Annotated in this window: 12 protein-coding genes; 10 read left to right on the top strand and 2 right to left on the bottom strand. The window is 75.1% G+C overall.

Translation table 11 applies throughout. The features are described 5' to 3' along the window. The first annotated feature begins 28 nt into the window (after positions 1 to 28). On the top strand, positions 29 to 934 hold the full coding sequence (locus KUM42_RS18195) for a TIGR01777 family oxidoreductase (protein WP_237493928.1): 906 nt from the start codon (positions 29 to 31) through the stop codon (positions 932 to 934). Positions 935 to 1,136: 202 nt separating this feature from the next. On the opposite strand, the gene KUM42_RS18190 is transcribed toward KUM42_RS18195, so the two are convergent. Then, on the bottom strand, positions 1,137 to 3,122 hold the full coding sequence (locus KUM42_RS18190; protein WP_237493927.1) for a serine/threonine-protein kinase: 1,986 nt from the start codon (positions 3,120 to 3,122) through the stop codon (positions 1,137 to 1,139). Between the two features lie 118 nt (positions 3,123 to 3,240). Between KUM42_RS18190 and KUM42_RS18185 the strand changes: the two genes are divergently transcribed. From KUM42_RS18185 to lipB, 3 genes are all read left to right on the top strand, one after another. Then, a complete protein-coding gene (locus KUM42_RS18185) occupies positions 3,241 to 4,500 on the top strand; it encodes an FAD-dependent oxidoreductase (RefSeq protein WP_237493926.1) in 1,260 nt (419 codons plus the stop codon). A 74-nt stretch (positions 4,501 to 4,574) separates the two neighbouring features. Continuing rightward, entirely contained in the window at positions 4,575 to 5,309 is a 735-nt protein-coding gene (locus KUM42_RS18180; RefSeq protein WP_237493925.1) for a peptidase E, read from the top strand. Positions 5,310 to 5,330: 21 nt separating this feature from the next. Next, positions 5,331 to 5,975: a lipoyl(octanoyl) transferase LipB gene (gene lipB, locus KUM42_RS18175; protein ID WP_237493924.1), complete on the top strand. Its 645-nt coding sequence runs from the start codon at positions 5,331 to 5,333 to the stop codon at positions 5,973 to 5,975. Positions 5,976 to 6,146: 171 nt separating this feature from the next. Here lipB and leuS read toward each other — a convergent pair whose 3' ends face one another. Then, the gene (gene leuS / locus KUM42_RS18170) at positions 6,147 to 9,047 is read right to left on the bottom strand and encodes a leucine--tRNA ligase (protein ID WP_237493923.1); all 2,901 of its coding nucleotides are present in this window, start codon (positions 9,045 to 9,047) and stop codon (positions 6,147 to 6,149) included. 519 nt (positions 9,048 to 9,566) lie between these two features. On the opposite strand from leuS, the gene KUM42_RS18165 reads away from it, so the two are divergent. The 6 genes from KUM42_RS18165 to lipA all read left to right on the top strand — a co-directional run bounded on the left by KUM42_RS18165 (position 9,567) and on the right by lipA (position 16,736). Continuing rightward, a complete protein-coding gene (locus KUM42_RS18165) occupies positions 9,567 to 11,141 on the top strand; it encodes a mannitol dehydrogenase family protein (protein ID WP_237493922.1) in 1,575 nt (524 codons plus the stop codon). After that, positions 11,138 to 11,950 carry an HAD family phosphatase gene (locus tag KUM42_RS18160; RefSeq protein ID WP_237493921.1) on the top strand — a complete coding sequence of 271 codons (813 nt, stop codon included), beginning with the start codon at positions 11,138 to 11,140 and terminating at the stop codon, positions 11,948 to 11,950. Before KUM42_RS18165 ends, KUM42_RS18160 begins: the two co-directional genes overlap by 4 nt. Further along, complete coding sequence (locus tag KUM42_RS18155; RefSeq protein WP_237493920.1) at positions 11,947 to 13,068, top strand: CDP-glycerol glycerophosphotransferase family protein; 1,122 nt, start codon at positions 11,947 to 11,949, stop codon at positions 13,066 to 13,068. The genes KUM42_RS18160 and KUM42_RS18155 overlap by 4 nt, the downstream gene beginning before the upstream one ends. A 2-nt stretch (positions 13,069 to 13,070) precedes the next feature. Next, entirely contained in the window at positions 13,071 to 13,892 is an 822-nt protein-coding gene (locus tag KUM42_RS18150; RefSeq protein WP_237493919.1) for an NTP transferase domain-containing protein, read from the top strand. 256 nt (positions 13,893 to 14,148) lie between these two features. After that, positions 14,149 to 15,639, top strand: a complete 1,491-nt coding sequence (locus tag KUM42_RS18145; protein WP_237493918.1) for a hypothetical protein — start codon at positions 14,149 to 14,151, stop codon at positions 15,637 to 15,639. A 98-nt stretch (positions 15,640 to 15,737) separates the two neighbouring features. Continuing rightward, positions 15,738 to 16,736 (top strand): lipoyl synthase, encoded by a 999-nt coding sequence (gene lipA / locus KUM42_RS18140; protein ID WP_237493917.1) that lies wholly within the window; start codon positions 15,738 to 15,740, stop codon positions 16,734 to 16,736. Positions 16,737 to 16,798: the final 62 nt, after the last annotated feature.

The following is a 16,798-nucleotide window of genomic DNA, read 5'->3' as shown; positions in this document are numbered from 1 at the left end:
CGTGCGCCGCCACCGCTGGGAGAGCTCGATGAAGATCGCCATGACCGGGTCCTCGGGCCTCATCGGGTCGGCGCTGGTCCCGCTGCTGGTCGCCGACGGGCATGAGGTGCTGCGCCTGGTGCGTCGCACCCCGCGGACCGCCGACGAGCACCGCTGGGAGCCCGCGCACCGCCGGCTGCCGCCGGGGCTGCTCGACGACGTCGACGTGGTCGTCAACCTGGCCGGCGTCGGGGTGGCCGAACACCGCTGGACCGCCGCGCACAAGCAGGCCGTCCTCAGCAGCCGCGTCGACGCCACCACCACCGTCAGCGAGGCGTTCGCCGCCTCGGTCGCGGCCGACCCCGGGCGGGAGCGGGTCCTGCTGTCGGCGTCGGCGGTGGGCTACTACGGCGACACCGGTGACCGCGTGACCGAGGAGAGCTCCCCCGCCGGCTCGGACTTCCTCTCCGACGTGTGCGTGGCCTGGGAGGCGGCCACCGCCCCCGCCGTGGACGCCGGCATCCGGGTGGCCACCCTGCGCACCGGACTGGTGCTCGCCCGCGGTGGCCTGCTGGGCCGGCTGGCCCCGCTGTTCAAGCTCGGGGTGGGCGGCAAGCTGGGCAACGGTCGCCAGTACATGCCGTGGATCAGCCTGGTCGACGAGGTCGACGCGATCCGCTTCCTGCTCACCGCCCCGGTGTCCGGCCCGGTGAACCTCACCGCGCCCACCCCCGTCACCAACGCCGAGTTCACCGCCGCACTGGCCGACGTCGTGCACCGGCCGGCGCTGCTGACCGTGCCGGGCATCGCGCTGCAGCTGGTGCTGGGCGAGTTCGCGAAGGTCGGTGCGCTGGCCGGGCAGCGCGCCGTGCCCGCCGCGCTGGAGGCCGCCGGGTACCAGTTCTCCGTCACGGACCTGCGGGCCGCGCTCGCCCTGGCTCTCGACGCGGGCTGAGCGGCAGGGGTCCAGCAGCACAAGGCCGACAGCCGGTCCGACGGCCGCGGCCCAGCAGCACAGGGCCGACAGCCGTGGTCCGACGGCCGCGGTCCAGCAGCACAGGCCCTACAGCCGCGGTCCGACGGCCCCGGTCCAGCAGCACGGAGCCGACGGCCGCGGTCCGGCAGCGGTCCAGCCGCCCGCGGGTCGCCCCGGCCGGTCACCCGCCGGTAACGAGCCCGCCCTCGGCGATCCGCCAGCCGCCGGGGGTACGGGCGAGCACGAGCGTCACCCGGGCGTCCCCGCGACCGGGGACCTGTTCCGCGTCCTCCGGCAGCGCTCGGGTGCCCGGTGTCAGCACCCCGGTCCGGTAGGTCGGGAGTGCGTCGACCAGGAGCACCCGCACACGCCCGGGCGACTCCTCCGTCGCCGAGACGACCTCGCGCAGCTGCGGGGTGAAGCCCTCCACCACCCTGCCCGCAGTGCGCAGCGCCGTCAGCTGCTCGGTGTCGCGGTCGAGCAGTGGGCTGCCGGGGGCGTACACCCCGGTCAACGCGCCCGGGTCGGCGGCAGCGGTGAAGGCGGCCGCGCGGCGCTGGTACAGCTCCCCGACCACACCGGCCCAGCCGGCTGCGTCGACCGGGGCGTCGGTGCGGTCGGCGGCCGACGGAGGTGCCGGCGGCGACGGCGCAGGAGGGGGTGCCGTCACCGACCCGGTCGTCGGTGACGGAGCCGGCCGGGTGACCGTCACCCCGGGCGCACCGCCGGCGGCACCTCCCGAGGCCTCGCCGACGGCGCCTGCCGGGGTCTCACCGGCGGTGCCTTCCGAGGTCTCGCCGACGGCGTCCACCGAGGTCCTGCTGGCCGTGCCTTCCGGGAGCTCGTCAGCAGCGCCTTCCGGGACCTCGCCGGCAGCGCCTGCCGGGGCACCGCCGGGAGCGCCCGCCGGTGCCTCGACGGTGAGGGCTCCCGTGTCGCTCTGCGCCTCCGGACCCTCCGGGGCCGGCGACTCCGCGAAGCCCGGCTCGGCCGCGGCGGCGGACGTCGTCACCGTGGTCGGAGCGGGCCCGGCCACCGCGGCCGGCACCGGCTCCCCCGAGCGCCCCCAGCTGGACCCCAGCCAGGCCGCACCCCCCAGGGCACCGCCGACCGCCAGCGCGACGGCTGCTCCGGTGGCCGTCCGGCGCACGAGCGTGCGCAGCTGACCGTCTCCCCCGGACCGCTCGGCCAGCCACTCCCTCGCGCGCACCACCCGGCTGTCCGGTGCAGCCGCGGCGTGCGCGGCCCTGGGCCGCTCGCCGGGCACCTGGTGGGTCAGCTCGGTGCGTGGCCCGCGACCGGTGACGGCGAGCTCGCTGTCGGGGACCCCGGCCACGGGCAGCCGCACCGGCTCGGGCCGGCACGCGTGCCGCAGGTCGAGTGCGAAGGCGGCCGCGGAGCCCCGCTCGTGCGGCTCCTCCGCCAGTCCGCGCAGGACCACCCGCACCAGCTCCGCAGGCGCCTCGGGGGCCAGCACCGCCAGGTCGGGCAGCTGGCCGGTGGCCGCGACGGTGAGCGTGCCGGCGGGGTCGGCGGCGTTCCAGGGGGCGATGCCGGTGAGCGCGTGGAAGGCCGCAGCCGCCACGCCGAAGACGTCGGAGGCCGGACCCGGTGCACCCCCGCGCGCGACCACCGGGTCGACGTAGGGCGGGGTGACCTCGGCGCGGGCGACGTCCCCGACCAGCCGCGCCGTGCCCAGGTCGGTGAGCACCGGGCGCCCCTCGGCGGTGAAGACGACGTTGCCCGGTGACAGGTCGCCGTGGACCACGCCCCGCTCGTGCGCGTGCGCCAGCGCCGCTGCCACCGGGGCGACCGTGGTGACCACCTCACCGGGTCGCAGCCGCCCGCGCCGGGCCAGCAACGCCGCCAGGCTGCCGCCCTCGAGCAGGTCGAGCACCAGCGCCACCTGGGCCGGCGCACCGCGCACCTCCCGGCGGACGACCTCGTGGAGGCGGACCAGGTGCGGGTGGTCCAGCTCCCCCAGCAGCGCCGCCTCCCGCTCCTGCCGCTCGGGGTCGCCGCGGACGAGCACCTTCACCGCGACGGAGGGCCCGCCGGACCGCGGACGGGCCCGCCAGACCTGCCCCGAGCCGCCCCGGCCGAGCAGCTCCTCCAGCACGTAGCCGGGGACGACGGGGGCCGCGGTCGGGGCGGGATGCGCAGGCATGCCGGGGACCGTAGGACGAACGGCCGCGGGCGCGCCGGCGCTGTCCACAGGGGGCCGCTCAGTCCACGGACCGGACTCCGGCCGGACACGGCAGGCGGCCAGCGCCTACGTTCGGGGCATGACCCTGCCCGCACGCGCCGAGGTGGTCGTGGTCGGCGCCGGCCTGGCCGGGCTGTCGGCCGCGACCCGGCTGGCCGCCGCCGGCCGCGACGTCCACCTGGTCGACGCAGCCGACCACGCCGGCGGGCGGCTGACCACGACCCGCGTCGACGGGTTCACCGTCGACCGGGGCTTCCAGGTGCTCAACACCGGCTACCCGCGGGTCGCCGACCTCGACCTCGCAGCGCTGGACATGGGCTGGTTCTGGACCGGGGCGGTCGTGCAGGGCGACACCGGGCCGCACCGCGTCGTCGACCCCCGCGAGCACCTGGGCGCGCTGCTGGACACGGTCCGCGCACCGATCGGCGGCCTGCCGCGGAAGGCGGCGCTGGCCGCCTTCTCCGCCCGGGCGGGCTACCTGCCGGTGTCCCGGCTGCTGGCGGCCCCGGAGCGCACCGCCGAACAGGCACTGCGTGCGTCCGGTGTCGGCGAGCAGGCTCTGGAGACGTTCCTGCGCCCCTTCCTGTCCGGGGTGCTGCTGGAGGACCGGCTGGACACCTCCAGCCGCTACCTCGACCTGGTGTGGCGCAGCTTCGTCCGTGGCCGGGTCGGTCTGCCCGCCGCGGGGATGCAGTCGGTCGGACAGCAGCTGGCCGACCGGCTGCCGGCCGGTCAGGTCCACCTGGGGGTCCGCGTCACCGCCGTCGACGGCCGCTCGGTGCGCACCGCCACCGGGACGACGACGGCCGACGCCGTCGTGGTCGCCACCGACCCCGACACTGCCAGCGGGCTGCTCCCCGGCCTCGGGGCCTCCGCACCGCGACAGGTGACCACCCACCTGCACGTGCTGCCGGCCTCCCCCTGGCCGTCACCGCTGATCGTGCTCGGGCGACCCGACGGTCAGCTGGTCAACACCGTCGTCGTCTCCGACGCCCAGCCCGCCTACAGCCCCGACCGACGAGCCCTGGTGGCCAGCTCCACCCTGCAGCCCACCCGGGAGGCCGACGTGCGGGCCGAGATCGCCCGCGCGCACGGCGTGACACCCGCTGAGCTCGACCACCTGACCAGCGTGACCGTGACCGGCGCGCAGCCGGCGGCGACTCCCCCGCTGCAGCACCGCCGACCGGTCGACCTGGGCGAGGGCCTGTTCGTCTGCGGCGACCACCGGGACACCCCGTCCATCCAGGGTGCGATGGCCAGCGGTGCCCGCACCGCCCGCGCGGTCCTGCGCCGGCTGACGGCCGACGGCCGGGCACCGGTCCCGGACGCCGCCACCTGAGGGCTGCGACCGCCTGCCCGACGGACCGCAGCGCACCGGGAGACCCCGGTGGGGGCACGCGTAGGTTCGCCAGCGTGCCCGCCGCCGCGCCCACGATCCTGGCCACCAGCATGAGCCTCGCCCCCCGCCGGGGCGGCCCGTACGACGCCGCAGCCGGGCCGGTCATCGACCTGGCCCTGGAGCTGGCCGGTCGGCCGGACCGGCCACGGATCACCTACCTCGGCACCGCGACCGGCGACGACCCGGTGCGGGTGGCCGGCTTCTACGGTGCCTTCGCCGGCAGCGACGTCCGGACCTCGCACCTGAGCCTGTTCCCCATGCCCACCGTGGCCGACGTCCGGGCGCACCTGCTCGCGCAGGACGTCGTGTGGGTGGGCGGCGGCAGCGTGGCCGCCCTGCTCGCCGTCTGGCGGGTGCACGGCGTGGACGCGGTGTTCCGCGAGGCGTGGCAGGCCGGGGTCGTGCTGGCCGGGGTGTCGGCGGGGTCGCTGTGCTGGCACGCCGGGGGCACCACCGACTCCTTCGGCCCCGACCTGCGCCCGGTCACCGACGGACTCGGGCTGCTGCCCCACTCCAACGGCGTCCACCACGACTCCGAGCCCCAGCGCCGGCCGGTCTACCACCGGCTGGTCGCCGACGGCACGCTGCCGGCCGGGTACGCCACCGACGACGGGGTGGGACTGGTCTACCGCGGCACCGAGCTGGTCGAGGCGGTGTCCGACCGGCCCGGCGCCGGGGCGTACCGCGTCGAGCGGGGACCCGACGGCGGCGCGGTCGAGCGCGTCATCCGGCCCCGCCGGCTCGCCTGACACCGGGCATAGGCTCGGGGCATGAGCGAGCTGTCGGTGGTGCGGGCGGGGCTGGTCCCCTACGAGCAGGCGTGGGCGCAGCAGCGCGAGGTGCACGAGCGGCGGGTGGCGGGCACCGGCCCGGACACCCTGCTGCTGCTGGAGCACCCGCCGGTCTACACCGCCGGCAAGCGCACCCTGCCCAGCGAGCGGCCCTTCGACGGCACGCCGGTCATCGACGTCGACCGCGGCGGGAAGATCACCTGGCACGGCCCCGGCCAGCTGGTCGGCTACCCGATCGTGCAGCTGGCCGACCCGGTGGACGTCGTCGCCCACGTCCGGCGGCTCGAGGCGGCCCTGATGGAGGTCTGCGCCGGCTTCGGCCTGGCCACCTCACAGGTGGAGGGCCGCAGCGGGGTCTGGGTGCTGGCCGACGAGCGCGGGCCCGACCGCAAGGTCGCCGCGATCGGCGTCCGGGTCGCCCGCGGGGTGACCATGCACGGCTTCGCGCTCAACTGCGACCCCGACATGGGCCCGTTCTCCAACATGGTCCCGTGCGGCATCCCCGACGCCGGCGCCACCTCGCTGACGGCCGAGCTCGGCCGCGACGTCACCGTCGCCGAGGCGATCGAGCCGGTCGAGGCCGCCATGCGCCGGGTCCTCACCGGCACCGCCGTCCCCGCCTGACTCCGACTCCCGGCGCGGGCAGCTGCCCGCGCCGGGACCCGAGGCACGGACGACTGTCCCCCCGCACCGGCGTCGGTGCGGGGGGACAGCATGTGTGATCAGGTCACCCGGTCCACGTCAGGCAGCCGGCCCATATCGGAGCCCGCCGCGAACGATGGGTGGCGGCCGTCGTCAGCCGACGACGAAGTTGACCAGCCGGCCCGGGACGGCGATCACGCGGCGCACCGTCTTGCCCTCCAGCTGGGCGATCACCTTCTCGTCGGCGCGGGCCGCCGCCTCCAGGGTGGCGGCGTCCGCGTCGGCCGGGACCGCGACCTGGGCGCGCACCTTGCCGTTGACCTGCACGGCGACCTCGACGGTGTCGTCGACCAGCCAGCGCTCCTCGGCGACCGGGAACTGCGCCCAGGCCACCGAGCCGGGGTGGCCGAGCCGGGACCACAGCTCCTCGGCCAGGTGCGGGGCCAGCGGGGCGACCAGCAGCACCAGCGCCTCGGCGACCGAGCGGGGCACCGCCGTCCCGGGCGCGTACGCCTGGGTCAGGTGGTTGGTCAGCTCGGTGATCCGGGCGATGGCGATGTTGAACCGCAGCGTCGTCATGCCGTCGCGGACGGCCTCGATGGCCCGGTGCAGCGCGCGCAGGGCGTCCTCGTCGGGCTCGACGTCCCCGGCGCGGACCTCACCGGTCTCCTCGTCGACCACCACGCGCCAGATGCGGGCCAGCAGCCGGGCGGAGCCGACGACGGCCTTGGTCTCCCAGGGCCGCGACTGGTCCAGCGGGCCGGTCGACATCTCGTAGACCCGGAAGGTGTCCGCGCCGTACAGCGCGATCATCTCGTCGGGGGTGACGACGTTCTTGAGGCTCTTGCCCATCTTCCCGTACTCACGGTTGACCGGCTGCCCCTCGAAGAACCACTGCCCGTCGCGCTCGGTCACCTCGGCCGCGGGCACGGGGAAGCCGCGCGCGTCGGTGTAGGCGTAGGCGGAGATGTAGCCCTGGTTCACCAGCCGGCGGAAGGGCTCCTCGCTGGACACGTGGCCCAGGTCGAACAGCACCTTGTGCCAGAACCGGGCGTACAGCAGGTGCAGAACGGCGTGCTCGACACCGCCGACGTAGAGGTCGACGCCACCGACGTCGCCGGGCTCGCGCGGGCCCATCCAGTACCGCTCGAGCTCGGGGTCGACGAACTGCTGGTCGTTGGTCGGGTCGGTGTAGCGCAGGTAGTACCAGCACGACCCGGCCCAGTTGGGCATCGTGTTGGTCTCCCGGCGGTACTGCTTCGGACCCTCGCCGAGGTCCAGGGTGACCGTCGTCCACTCGGTGGCGCGCGAGAGCGGCGGCTCGGGCTGGGAGTCGGCGTCGTCGTCGGCGAAGGTCTTCGGCGAGTAGTCGTCGACCTCGGGCAGCAGCACCGGCAGCATCGTGTCCGGGACGGCGACCGGCAGGTCGTCGGCGTCGTAGACGATCGGGAACGGCTCGCCCCAGTAGCGCTGCCGGCTGAACAGCCAGTCGCGCAGCTTGTAGGTGGTCGTCGCCTCACCGCAGCCGTTCGCGACCAGCCACTCGGTGACCGTGGCGATGGCGGTGGCCTTGTCCAGCCCGTCCAGCGACAGCTGCTCGTTGGAGGAGTTGATCATGGGTCCGGTGCCCGTGTAGGCACCGCCGTCGAAGTCCGCGGGCGGCTGGACGGTGCGCACCACGGGCAGTCCGAAGACCTGGGCGAACTCCCAGTCGCGGGTGTCCTCACCGGGCACGGCCATGATCGCGCCGGTGCCGTAGCCGGTGAGCACGTAGTCGGCGATGAACACCGGCAGGTCGGCACCGGTCAGCGGGTTGGTCGCGGTGACGCCCAGCCAGACGCCGGTCTTGTCGCGGCCCTCGGTCTGTCGCTCCAGCTCCGAGCGGCGGGAGGCCTGCAGCTGGTAGGCAGCGACCGCCTCGGCCGGGGTGGCGGCACCGGCGGTCCAGCGCGGGTCGGCGCCGGCCGGCCACGCGTCCGCGGTCAGCGCCTCGACCAGCGGGTGCTCCGGCGCCAGCACCAGGTAGGTGGCGCCGAACAGGGTGTCGGGCCGGGTGGTGAAGACCTCGACGGTCTCCCCCTCGACGGCCGCGTCTCCCCCACCCGTCCCCACCGAGAACCGGATCCGGGCGCCGGTCGAGCGGCCGATCCAGTTGCGCTGCATCTGCTTGAGCGAGTCCGACCAGTCCAGCCGGTCCAGGTCGTCGATCAGCCGCTCGGCGTAGGCGGTGATCCGCATCATCCACTGGGTCAGCGGACGCCGGAAGACGGGGAAGTTGCCGCGCTCGGAGCGCCCGTCGGCGGTGACCTCCTCGTTGGAGAGCACCGTGCCCAGCCCCGGGCACCAGTTGACCGGCGCGGAGTTCCGGTAGGCCAGCCGGTGCGCGTCGACGACCTGCCGGCGCTCGACCGGGGACAGCTCGACCCAGGTCCGCCCCTCCGGCAGCGTGCCGGGCGCGGGCTGCCGGGTGCCGGCGTCCAGCTCGGTGACCAGCTCGGCGATCGGGCGGGCGCGGTTCGTCTCGGGGTCGAACCAGGCCTCGAAGACCTGGCGGAAGATCCACTGGGTCCACTTGTAGTAGCCCGGGTCGATCGTGGCGAAGGTGCGGCGGGTGTCGTGGTCGACGCCCAGGCGGCGCAGCTGCGCGCTGATCGCGGCGATGTTGGCCTCGGTGGTGACGCGGGGGTGCTGCCCGGTCTGCACCGCGAACTGCTCGGCGGGCAGGCCGAAGGCGTCGTAGCCCATCGGGTGCAGCACGTTGCGCCCGTCCATCCGCAGGAAGCGGCTGGTGACGTCGGTGCCCAGGTAGCCCAGCGGGTGCCCGACGTGCAGCCCGGCACCGGAGGGGTACGGGAACATGTCCATCACGAACGCCTTGGGCCGGTCGGCCACGCGGTCGAAGCCCTCGCTCAGCGGCCCGACCGGGTTGGGCGTGTGGAAGGTGCCCTCGGCCTCCCAGCGGTCCTGCCAGGCCAGCTCGATCTGCTGGGCCAGCGCGGGGGTGTAGCGGTGCGGGGGCACCCCGTCGGCGGTGGGCTCGGTGGTCTGGGTCATCGGGGACTCCCGGTGCAGGGGGCGGACATGAAGAGACCCCTCACACAGGAGGGGTCGCCGTGCTGGTCAGCAGAGAGGGATCAGCACGGCCGGGGAAGCAGGAGTCCGCCGGTCACGGGGCCGATCCTAGCGCGCGGCGCCCGCCCGCCCGCCGGACGCGGGCAGCGCTCCACACCCGTCGGGGCCAGTGCGGAGGGTCCAGCGCTGGCCAACGACCGGTCCTGACCCGTATGTTGATGATCACCGCGCGTTTGTCCCCTGTGACCTGGGGGCATCCCACCGATCCGGCGTTGAGCAGCAGCGTCGCCTGAGCACGGTGCGCCGGCAGTGCGCTCCCGGTGGGCACGAGGTCGACGGCAGACACCGCCGTCCGGCCCGAGCCCCCGGTGGAGAGCACCAGCTGACGACAGGGACGGCCGTCCCGCGGCAGGCGACAGCAGACCTGCCGTCGCGGAACCCGGGGAGCCACAGGGCACCAGTGCGCGCGCCGAGCGTTGAACGGCAGAGAGGAGGACGTCGATGGAACAGCTCGCCCAGAACGGCGCCGTCCCCACCGGCGTCCCCACCGCCCCTCCGGCGGTCCCGCTGTCCGAGCAGACCCTCCCCCACCACGCGGCCCGTGTCCGCGTCCCCTCCTACGACCGGGCGTCCCTGACCCCCGCGGTCGTGCACTTCAGCGTCGGCGGGTTCCACCGCGCCCACCAGCTGGTCTACCTCGACGACCTGGCCGAGTCCGGTTGCACCGACTGGGGCGTCGTCGGCGTCGGGCTCCGCTCCCCGCAGATGCGTGACGCCCTGCAGCCACAGGACCACCTCTACACCGTGGTCGAGCGCAGCAGCGCCGGCGAGCGGGCCCGGGTGGTCGGCGCGATGGTCGACTACCTCTTCGCCCCCGACTCCCCCGCGACCGTGCTGGCCGCGCTGACCGACGAGCGCACCCGGCTGGTCACCATGACCATCACCGGCAACGCCTACCGGATCGACGCCGGCACCGGCCGGTTCGTCCCCGACGACGCGGTGCACGCCGACCTGGCCGCCCCCCACGCGCCGCAGACCCTCTTCGGCTACATCGTCGAGGCCCTCGACGTCCGCCGGCGGGCCGGTCTGCCGCCGTTCACCGTGCTGTCCTGCGACAACATGCAGTCCAACGGCGAGGCCGCCCGCGCCGCCGTGGTCGGCTTCGCCCGGCTGCGCGACCCGGAGCTGGCCCGGTGGATCGACGAGCGCGTCGCCTTCCCCGGCAGCATGGTCGACCGGATCACCCCCTCGACCAGCCTGGCCGACCGCGACGAGGTGACCCGGCTGTTCGGCGTCGCCGACCGGTGGCCGGTCATCACCGAGCCGTTCTCCCAGTGGGTCCTGGAGGACTCCTTCTGCAACGGCCGCCCGCCGCTGGACCGGGTCGGCGTGCAGTTCGTCGCCGACGTCGGCCACCACGAGCTGATGAAGACCCGGCTGCTCAACGGCAGCCACTCCGCGATGGGCCACCTCGGTGAGCTGGCCGGCGTCACGCGGGTCGACGAGTTCCTGGCCGACCCGGTGCTCGGGGCGTACGTGGCCACGCTGATGGCGCGGGAGGTCGCCCCCCTGCTGCCCGCACCCGACGGCATCGACCTGGCGGCCTACCAGCGCAGCCTGCTGCGCCGCTTCACCGACCCGGCGATCGGCGACCGGCTGGACCGGCTGTGCCGCCGCGGCTCGTCGAAGATCCCGCTGTACGTGCTGCCCTCGGTCCTCACCGCCCGGGCCCAGGGCCGGCCCTGCGCACTGCTCACCCTCGCCGTCGCCGGCTGGTGCCGGTACCTGCAGGGCACCGACCTCGCCGGCCGCCCGCTGGTGCTGGCCGACGACCGGGCCGAGGAGCTGGGCGTCCTGGCCCGCGCCGGCGGCACCGACCCGCGCCCGCTGCTGGCCGTCGACGCCGTCTTCGGCAACCTCGCCGCCGACGCGGGGTTCGTCGACGGCCTCGCCACCGCGCTGCGCCGCCTCGAGGAGCTCGGCGTCCGGGGTGCGGTGGCGTGCGCGCTCGCCGAGGACGACGCGAGCGCCGTCCCGGTCCACCCCCCGCTGTCCGGCGACCTGCTGCCGGCATGACCACCCGTCCGACCGACCCCACGGAGGAGGCGCCCACCATGCCCCGGCTCACCGACGCGCTCATCGAGCCACTCGAGGCGCTGCTCTGCGACGCGGACGGGAACCTGTTCCCCTCCGAGGAGCCGGCCTTCGTCGCCTCGGCCGACGTCACCAACCGCTTCCTCGCCGCGCACGGCATCGACCGGCGGTTCACCGCCGAGGAGCTCCGCCTGGCCACCACCGGGAAGAACTTCCGGACGACGGCCGCCGAGCTCGCCGCGGACGCCGGCGTCCCGGTCACCGACCTGGACCGCTGGGTCGCCGAGGAGAAGACGGCCGTCACCGCCCACCTGGGTCAGGTGCTGCGCCCCGACGCCGAGGTCACCGCCGCCCTGACCGCACTGGACGCGCACCTCACGCTGGCCGCGGTCAGCTCCAGCGCGCTGACCCGGCTGGCCGCGTGCTTCACCGCCACCGGGCTCGACGAGCTGGTCCCCCCGGCCGACCGGTACAGCGCCGAGGACTCGCTGCCCACGCCCACCAGCAAGCCCGACCCGGCGGTCTACCTGCACGCCTGCACCGCGCTGGGCATCGACCCGGCCCGCGGCCTGGCCGTGGAGGACTCAGTCCCCGGGGCGCTGTCGGCGGTGCGGGCCGGCTGCCCGACCGTGGGCAACCTGCGCTTCGTGGCCCCGGCCGAGCGCGCCGAGCGCGAGGCGCAGCTGCGCGAGGCCGGCGTCGTCGCCGTCGTCTCCTCCTGGGCCGAGCTGACCGACCTGCTCCTGCCGGTGCTCAGCACCCGCCCGGCCCCCGTGGGCGGTGCCGCGTGAACGTCGTCCTGAACAGCTTCCGCGGGATGTTCTCCGACAGCCCGCGTGCCCTCTTCGAGGCCCTGGTGGCCCGCGGCGACGACAACTCCTACACCTGGCTCGCCGCCCCCGACCGGCTCGGGGACTTCCCCGCCGGGACGACGACGGTCGAGTTCGGCAGCGCCGACGCGGTGGCCGCGCTGGAGGCTGCCGACGTGGTGGTCTCCAACGACCACATCGGCTTCGACTGGGACAAGTCTCCGGGCACCACGTACCTGCAGACCTGGCACGGCACGCCGCTCAAGCGGATCCACAACGACGTGCTGTGGGCGCCCGAGGGCCGGCTGGCCTACCTGGACACCGAGATCGCCCGCTGGGACGCGCTGCTGTCACCGAACCCGGTGAGCACCCCGCGCTTCCGCAAGGCGTTCGGGTTCACCGGCCCGGTGCACGAGACCGGCTACCCGCGCAACGACGTCCTCTCCTCCCCCGAGCGCGACGCGCTGCGGGCGCAGGTGCGGGCCGAGCTGGGCATCGCCGAGGACGCCACCGCGGTGCTCTACACCCCGACCTGGCGCGACGACCAGGTGTTCAACGCCGCCGACGGCGGTCCGCAGCACACCTTCCCGCTGGACCTGGACGAGTTCGCCGCAGCACTGGGCTCCGACCACGTGCTGCTGCTGCGGGTGCACCAGATGGTGTCCGAGCGGCTCACCCTCCCCGAGGGCTCGCCGATCCGCGACGTGTCGCGCCACCCCGACGTCCGGTTCCTGTACCTGGCCGCCGACGTCCTGGTGACCGACTACTCCTCGACGATGTTCGACTTCGCCGTGACGGGCAAGCCGATCCTCAACTTCACCTACGACCTGGAGTACTTCTCCGGCGAGCTGCGGGGCTTCTACTTCGACCTCGCCGAGGCCGCCCCGGGTGAGCTGCTGCACACCAGCGACGAGGTCCTGGCCGCCCTGGCCGAGCTCCACCGGACCCCCTGGGTGCCGACCGAGCGGTACAACCGGTTCCGGGAGACCTTCTGCTCGCTGGAGGACGGCCACGCCACCGAGCGGGTCCTCGAGCTGTTCTTCCCGGCCGGCCCTCCTGGGCCGGGCGGCGCACCCACGCACGACGGAAAGAGGAGATGAGCATGCGCACTGCTGACCCGATCCTGACCGGGGGCCGCGATCAGCGGTCGCAGCCGGCAGCTGCCGGCCGTCCCTCCGCGCCCACCCCGACCGCACCCCAGGTCGTCATCCTGGCCGCGGGCATGGGCACCCGCCTGGGCCGCAAGCTCCCCAAGCCGCTGACCCCGCTGATGGACGGCCGCAGCATCATGGGCCAGCAGCTGGACGGCGTCCGCGCGGTCTTCGGCGCCGACACCCCGGTGACCGCCGTCGTCGGCTACCGCGCCAAGGCCGTCATGCGGGCGCAGCCGGACCTGCTGTTCGCCTTCAACCCCGACTTCGCCACCACCAACACCTCGCAGAGCCTGCTGCGCGCGCTGCGCTCCTCGCAGGCCGGCGGCGTGCTCTGGCTCAACGGCGACGTCGTGTTCGACCCGGCCGTGCTCGACCACGCGGCCCCGCTCGTGGCCGCCGACGAGAGCTTCGTCTGCGTCGACACCTCGACCGTGGCCGACGAGGAGGTCAAGTACACCCTCGACGCCGACGGCTTCATCGCCGAGCTGTCCAAGAGCGTGGTCGGTGGGCTCGGTGAGGCGGTGGGCATCAACTACGTGTCCGGTGCCGACAAGTCCGCCCTGGTCGAGGCCCTGTCCACGGTGGGGATGACCGACTACTTCGAGCGCGGCATGGAGCTGGCCGTCCAGCGCGCCGGCGTGCGCTTCCGCCCGCTGGACATCTCCCGGTTCTCCGCGGTCGAGGTCGACTTCGACGACGACCTGCAGCGGGCGAACACCTGGCTGGGCTCCCGCGCCGCCCTCGAGCCGCTGGCCTCCGAGCTCGACTGACCCACCCCGGCACGACAGCGCCCCGTCCCCTCACCGAGGGGACGGGGCGCTGCTGCCTCGGGGCCCGGGTGCGGGGCGACCTCGGCGGCGTCCCGGCCGGCGCACCGCACCGACGACGGGTCGCGGCCGGCGCGGTCTGCACCTCCCCCGCTGCCACCGACGGGCACCGGCGACGGCGGCCGGCACCGGTTGGGGGTGTGCCGGGGGACGGCAGCGGGCAGGATGATCGGGAAGCGATCAACTCGGAGGTGCTGGAGTGTTCCGCAAGAAGAGCCCGACAGAGGTCATCGGGGCCGAGTTGCAGGAAGGGCTGGCGCACCTGGGCGTGGCCGCGACCGAGGCCCGCCGGGCCGCGGCCGAGCAGCTGCGCCCGCAGGTCGACGCCGCGACCAAGGCCGCGACCGCGGCGTACGCCGCCGAGGTGGCCCCCCGCGTGGAGGCCGCCGTCGCCGCGCTCGCCCCGCAGCTGGACGCCGCCCGCGAGGTGCTGGTGCCCCGGCTGGACGCGGCGCAGAAGACCCTGACGCCGCGCATCGACGCCGCGCGGGAGAGCCTGGCCCCCCGCATCGTGGCGGCGCAGAAGGCCTACGAGTCCGACGTCGTCCCGCGCCTGGAGGCCGCCACCAAGGTGGCCCGGGCCAACCTGGAGACCGCGATCGCCGCGGCCACCCCGCGCATCGAGGCCGCCCGCGAGGCCAGCGGCCCCGCACTCGAGGCGGCCGCCGCCACCGCCCGGGCCAACCTGGAGACCGCGATCGCCGCGGCCACCCCGCGCATCGTGGCCGCCCGCGAGGCCACCGGGCCGGCGCTCAGCGCCGCGACCGCGGCCGCCACGGCCTACGCGGCGCCGAAGGTGACGGCCGCACGCGAGGCCGCGGCACCCGCGCTCGACAGCGCCCGGGCGAGCCTGTCCGCGCAGGCCGGGTCCGCCCGGGCACTGCTCGACGCCCGCACCGCCGACCTGACCGCCGGTGCCGCCACCCTCGGTGCCGCCACGGCCAAGCAGACCGACAAGGTCCGCAAGGACGCAGCGGCCGCCGCCGAGACCGCCCGGGCCGAGGCCGGCGCCCGGCTCGCGGCGCTGCGGGCCGTGGCCGACGCCAACGTCGCCGCGGCCGGCAAGAAGGCCGACAAGCTCGGCAAGAAGGCCGAGAAGCTCTCCGAGAAGGCCGCCAAGCGCCGGGTCGAGCTGGAGAAGGCCGTCGGCGAGGCCCGCAAGGAGGCCGGCAAGCGCACCGCGAAGACCGTCACGACGGTCAAGCGGAGCGTCGGCATCGAGCCGCAGCCGCGTCGCTGGCCGTGGGTGGTGGCCGCATTGGCCGCCGTCGCCGGCATCGCCGTGGTCCTGCTGCGCAGGAAGAACACGACCGACCTGTGGAACCCGGCGCCCTCCGGCGACGGGCCCGTGCCCAGCTACCGAGAGGACCCCGTGCCCAGCTCACCGAGCACCGAAGCCGGCGGTACCGAGTCCCCTGAGGCCCAGGGGAAGACCGTCTCCACCGCGATGACCGCGCCGTCGGACTCCGGTCCGGCCGAGGGCGGCATCGGTGCGCTCGAGGCCCAGCCGGCCGCCGGCCGCGACGAGCCCAGCAACCAGGACCGTCCGACGACCGCCACCGGGACCACGAACGACCCCGACAGCCCGGTGGCCACGGCGGCGCCCGACAGCTTCACCGAGTCGCCCGGCAGTGCCGGCAACTCCGCACCCAGCCGGGGCACCCGCCCCGACGAGGACACCGCGGGCTGACCCGCCCCGCACAGCACGCCCCGGAGGGGGCCCGGCCACCGGCCGGGCCCCCTCTGCGCGTGCCGGGCCCCGGGGAGGCCGGGAGTACCGTTCTGCCCATGAGCCTGGGCATGGAGGAGGCCGCTGTGACGGCCGGACCGGCAGCTGCTGCGGCGTCACCGATCGAACCGGCCGGCCGCAAGATGCTGCGCCTGGAGGTCCGCAACAGCCAGACGCCGATCGAGCGCAAGCCCGAGTGGATCAAGACGAAGCTGAAGACCGGCCCGGAGTACACCGCGCTGAAGTCGTTGGTGAAGCGCGAGGGCCTGCACACGGTGTGCGAGGAGGCCGGTTGCCCCAACATCTACGAGTGCTGGGAGGACCGCGAGGCCACCTTCCTCATCGGCGGTGACCAGTGCACCCGGCGGTGCGACTTCTGCCAGATCGACACCGGCAAGCCCGCCGACTACGACACCGACGAGCCGCGCCGGGTCGCCGAGAGCGTGGTCTCCATGGGCCTGCGCTACGCGACCATCACCGGTGTCGCCCGCGACGACCTGCCCGACGGCGGTGCCTGGCTGTACGCCGAGACGGTGCGCCAGATCCACGAGCAGATCCCCGGCTGTGGCGTCGAGCTGCTGATCCCGGACTTCAACGCCGAGCCCGACCAGCTGGCCGAGGTCTTCTCCTCCCGGCCCGAGGTGCTGGCGCACAACGTCGAGACGGTGCCGCGCATCTTCAAGCGGATCCGTCCCGGCTTCCGGTTCGAGCGCTCGCTGTCGGTCATCACCGCCGCCCGTGACGCCGGCCTGGTCACCAAGTCCAACCTGATCCTGGGCATGGGCGAGGAGCCGCAGGAGGTCGTCGAGGCCATGCAGGCGCTGCACGACGCCGGCTGCGACCTGCTCACGATCACCCAGTACCTCCGCCCCAGCGTCCGGCACCACCCGGTGTCGCGGTGGGTCAAGCCCGAGGAGTTCGTCGGGTTCTCCGCCGAGGCCGAGCGGATCGGCTTCGCCGGCGTGCTCTCCGGCCCGCTGGTGCGCAGCTCCTACCGCGCCGGCCGGCTGTACCAGCAGGCCGCCGAGGCCCGCGGGCTGGCCGTCACCACCCGCTGAGCCGCCCCGTCCCGGCGCGCCGCTCACCCGTCCAGACGAGGACGGGCGCGCGGCGCGCAGGA

It is taken from the genome of Modestobacter sp. L9-4 (assembly GCF_019112525.1).
Classification (GTDB): Bacteria; Actinomycetota; Actinomycetes; order Mycobacteriales; family Geodermatophilaceae; genus Modestobacter.
This window is presented reverse-complemented; position numbering and strand designations above follow the sequence as displayed.